This is a genomic window from Eggerthella sp., from assembly GCF_048329335.1.
Taxonomy (GTDB): Bacteria; Actinomycetota; Coriobacteriia; order Coriobacteriales; family Eggerthellaceae; genus Eggerthella; species Eggerthella lenta.
Map to the genome: position 1 here is coordinate 1 of NZ_DBFEGU010000054.1, position 3741 is coordinate 3741.

A 3741-nucleotide genomic window follows, 5' to 3' on the forward strand; every position below is an offset into this window, starting at 1 on the left:
GACGAGAAGAGCGTGGAGAAGCACCGAAACGACGTCTGCCGCCTCGCCACGCTGCTCGCGGGCGGCGAGCGCCCCGCCATGAGCGAGGGGGTCCGCGCCGACATGCGGCGCTTCCTGGAGGCCTACGAGTCGGACCCCGTCGACCCCAAGGCGCTCAAGATCAAGGGCGTCGGGGCGCAGCAGGTCGTCGAGGTGCTCAAGAGCGTCTACCTGCGGTAGCGCAGCTGCCCGATAGCGCTACCGTGCGGCGTCATCTAGGACGGGCGGCAAGGCGCGCCCCGCGCCTTTCATCGCCGACTACCTGCGCCACACCGCAGCTACTGGGTATCTACCAAGTAGTTACTGCGCACTACTGAGCAGTCCAGCAGGTTGCGAAGGCTGAGCCATAGCTGGACATCGCGTCGTTGCATTCGAGACAAATGGGAGTGCGGACAAATAGTTGGACCGAATCGGTCCGGTTAGGAGTTCGCGAATGCCGAGCTACACGGACGAGCAGAAGCGCAGGGCCGTCGATATGATCGAGGAGTGCGGCCGATCGGTGACGCGCGCGATGCGCAGGCTGGGGATACCCCACGCGCCACAAGTCGAGCGCAACTTTCTCCTTCGGCAAAAGGTCATAGCCGCCCTTCACCTGCGCGAGGCCGCTGAGCCCTGGCTTCACTAGAGTGCGATAGTTCCAGCCGTGAATGCGCTTCTCGAACTCGGCGCAAAAAGCCGGGCGTTCAGGCCTTGGACCTATAAGCGCCATGTCACCATCATCTCGGAATACGCTATGCGCTCCCCTTCGGCCATATCCACGGCCCGCGGGCGTATGGTTATCATGTTGTGGAACGAGGCAAGGTGCTGCTCCGCATACTCCACGTTCACCACCATGTAGTCCGCGTACTTGTGCCTGGGCAGCGTCCTCAACATGAGGATATCGCCCGCACGCAGGCGGTAACGGTCAGCTCGGCCGCATCGACCCGGATGAGCTCGACCCCCTCCACCTTGTCCTCCGGCATCAGGATGCCTTCCGTCAGGTCTTTCACTGAGATGCGCCTAAGGGTCACCCCGTCGATGTCGGCGGCCTTCATGCTGTCCCGGGACATCAGGGGAGGCACGACGGCGAAAAGGTCGCCGACCGTGGCCTCGTATCTCCTCAGCATCCCCAGCATCGACTTCGCATCGAACTTTCGCTCTACGGTCATGTCCTCTCCGAACTGACGGGTCTTTTGCAAAAGGATATCCTCGGCGCGGTGGTGGAGGGGCGCCCCTTCCCGTTCGGGAAGGGGCGTTTCCGTGCGAGTTCGCGGCGGGTAGCATCGATGGGGACAACCGTTTTTTTGGAGGTGCCGACATGGCCGATTTCAACTCTAACGACAGCGCGACCCTTACCGATGACCTCGAGATCGACAGCTATGATGACGTCGTGAAACTGCTCGGGGTCGATGAGGCCGCCGCCATGCTCGCGGATGTCGTCGGCAACCGTTTCAACCGGCAGGAAATCTTGAAGGCCATCCGGAACGGAGGGGATATCCACCTCGACTACTGGCCCGAATACGGGGAGTACGGCTATGCCGCGCGCATCTGCGGCGAACTGCTCGCGGACACCTCGCTTGCGTGGGCCGATGGCCTCATCGACCCGGATAAGATCAAGACGCACAAGGGTCTGACCGCTGGCGACCTGTCGCATGCCGTCACCTGCGTGCTCACGGACAGGTTCAACGACGGGCTCGATGAGGCGAGACTTGCGGATTGCAAGAATATCGCCGATGAGTTCGCCCAGGCAATCGAATCGCGGCTCGGCTCGGGGCGCCTCGGGCGCGAGCTCTACGTCGACGGCGATAGCCTCCTCGACGACCTGGCCGATAAGTTCGGGTTCTCCTACGACATCGATTTCAGCGGGCTCTCCTTCAAGACCTCGCTCATACTGTCCGTCAACGGCCTGTATTCCGAGGGCGACGTCATCGACGCGGCGCGCGACTGGCAGGAAGATTACCTCCCCTGCGTCTGCCATAGGGGCGGCCAGGGCGAGGATGACAGGTGGGAGTACGAGCCCGCCGAGGATTACAGGCCCTTCACGCGTCCCGCGGACATCCCCGAGAGCATCTTCGACAAGCTGTGCGCCTCGCAGGGCACGACCATCGAGAAGGTCGTCAACGACCCCGTTACGCCTTTCGAGCGCAGCTTCCGCGAGGATATCTTCAATATGCCGCAGAATCGCCCTGTCGGGCTCGCGGTCCTCGCGACGCTGCCGCTCGACGCGTTCCTGGATGCCAGCCTGTCGATGATCTGCCGCGGCGAGGGCGAAAACGCCGGCACGTTCACGGTCAAGCCCGGAACGTATGAACCCATCTTCGGTATCTACGACCCCGTCGGCGGGTGCGGCGGCACCATGGGGACCGTGCTCGACTGCGATTTCGAGATCGACCCGCACGACATCGCGTACACGATGATGGAACCCGTGCGCGGCGAGTGGAAGTCCGACCGCATCGACCTGTACACCCCCCAGGACTGTTTCGGATTCTCCAATCCCTTCGGAGGGCGCATCGAGTATTCCGAGAAGAAACCCAAGGCCGTCGTCGCGGTGAAGCCCGATCCCGTCGAACTGGGTCACCGCGCCTCAGTCGCGGCCAGCTCGACCGCCGGCGACCGTGCGCGCGGCGCCGGAATTAGGCAGTAGGGGTGCCGCCATGGACAATCGTGATGCCAAACGCAAGAGGCCCATCACGTGCCTGGAGTCCGGGGTGACCTACGACTCCGCCTACCGGGCGGCCAAGGAGCTCGGTTTCGCCGACTCGCGCAACATCTTCCGCTCCATCCAGCGCGGCACCTGCACCCAAGGGCTGCACTTCTACTATGCCGACGAGCCGAAGCCGGCACCGGAGTTCTTCATCCCGCCCAACAGGGCGCCGCGCCCCGTGGTGTGCCTCGATACCGGGGAGACGTTCGAATCGGCATTCCAGGCGGGCCGCGCGTTCGGCATCACGCCCGGAGGCGTGCGCACATCGGCCAGCACGGGCGTCGAGCGCGGCGGGCTGCACTTCTATTACGGCGACGAGCCGAAACCCGCGCCCGAGTTCTTCAGGGAGCGTCATTCGAAGACCCGCCCCATCGTCTGCCTGGAAACCGGCGAGACCTTCATGGGCAACCCGGCCGCGGCCCGCCCTCTGCATGTATCGCCCACCGCGATCAGCCAGGCCGTTCGCTACGGATCGCCCGTAAACGGGCTCCATTTCTACCATGGCGACGAGCCGAAACCTGCGCCGGAGTTCTTCAAGCCGGCGAAGGTCAAAGGCGGCAAGAGCCCTGCGGCGATAGCTGCCGCAGCAAAGGTCGCCGCGGGGAATAGCGCTCCGGGTACCGATTACCGCGAGCACGGTATTCAGCGTAATCGGCGTGCGGTACAATAGGTGCGGTCGGTAAGGCGCCCTCGGTTTCCGAGGGCGCCTTCTTTCGCTTTCGGGGTCGTGGCGATGTGATGCGCAGCGCCCGCCGGTTTCCGGCGGGCGCTATCGTGCTGGGTTTTATGGAATGGTATTTTCGGGGTGAATGGTTTATATTTAGACCACATGGGTATAGTTGTCGGTAGGGAGACAGGAGGGTTTCTGTGAAAACCGTCGAGGGAATCAAGATTCTGCATGGGTGCGACCTGGAGGGCCGGATCCTTTTCCGCAGCCGCGAGCTGGGGGCCCTTTTCGGTGAGTCCGGCGATACGCTCCGCTCGACCATCAAGAGGCTCACCGCGGACGGCATCCTCGA

At 63.4% G+C, this 3741-nt stretch carries 5 protein-coding genes and 1 pseudogene; 3 read left to right on the forward strand and 3 right to left on the reverse strand.

Going from position 1 to position 3741, the window contains the following annotated elements:
* Positions 1–219, forward strand: a pseudogene (locus ACMO6A_RS01870) (hypothetical protein); the annotation flags it as partial.
* A gap of 130 nt (positions 220–349) precedes the next feature.
* Here the strand turns inward: ACMO6A_RS01870 and ACMO6A_RS01875 are convergent.
* The 3 genes from ACMO6A_RS01875 to ACMO6A_RS01885 are packed head-to-tail and all read right to left on the reverse strand — an operon-like array spanning position 350 to position 1187.
* Positions 350–748, reverse strand: coding sequence for a sugar transferase (locus ACMO6A_RS01875; RefSeq protein ID WP_418470696.1), 399 nt, complete (start codon positions 746–748; stop codon positions 350–352).
* The gene (locus ACMO6A_RS01880) at positions 736–912 is read right to left on the reverse strand and encodes a hypothetical protein (RefSeq protein ID WP_418470697.1); all 177 of its coding nucleotides are present in this window, start codon (positions 910–912) and stop codon (positions 736–738) included. Before ACMO6A_RS01880 ends, ACMO6A_RS01875 begins: the two co-directional genes overlap by 13 nt.
* Entirely contained in the window at positions 906–1187 is a 282-nt protein-coding gene (locus ACMO6A_RS01885) for a hypothetical protein (protein ID WP_418470698.1), read from the reverse strand. The genes ACMO6A_RS01880 and ACMO6A_RS01885 overlap by 7 nt, the downstream gene beginning before the upstream one ends.
* A 149-nt stretch (positions 1188–1336) precedes the next feature.
* Between ACMO6A_RS01885 and ACMO6A_RS01890 the strand changes: the two genes are divergently transcribed.
* Together ACMO6A_RS01890 and ACMO6A_RS01895 are read left to right on the forward strand one after the other, a co-directional pair.
* Positions 1337–2662, forward strand: coding sequence for a hypothetical protein (locus ACMO6A_RS01890; protein ID WP_418470699.1), 1326 nt, complete (start codon positions 1337–1339; stop codon positions 2660–2662).
* 10 nt (positions 2663–2672) lie between these two features.
* Positions 2673–3392, forward strand: a complete 720-nt coding sequence (locus ACMO6A_RS01895; RefSeq protein ID WP_114554763.1) for a hypothetical protein — start codon at positions 2673–2675, stop codon at positions 3390–3392.
* The last annotated feature ends 349 nt before the right edge of the window (positions 3393–3741 follow it).

Coding starts and splice junctions, on each gene's coding strand:
- ACMO6A_RS01875 (WP_418470696.1), bottom strand. CDS start 748: ATGGCGCTTATAGGTCCAAGGCCTGAACGCCCGGCTTTTTGCGCCGAG.
- ACMO6A_RS01880 (WP_418470697.1), bottom strand. CDS start 912: ATGTTGAGGACGCTGCCCAGGCACAAGTACGCGGACTACATGGTGGTG.
- ACMO6A_RS01885 (WP_418470698.1), bottom strand. CDS start 1,187: ATGACCGTAGAGCGAAAGTTCGATGCGAAGTCGATGCTGGGGATGCTG.
- ACMO6A_RS01890 (WP_418470699.1), top strand. CDS start 1,337: ATGGCCGATTTCAACTCTAACGACAGCGCGACCCTTACCGATGACCTC.
- ACMO6A_RS01895 (WP_114554763.1), top strand. CDS start 2,673: ATGGACAATCGTGATGCCAAACGCAAGAGGCCCATCACGTGCCTGGAG.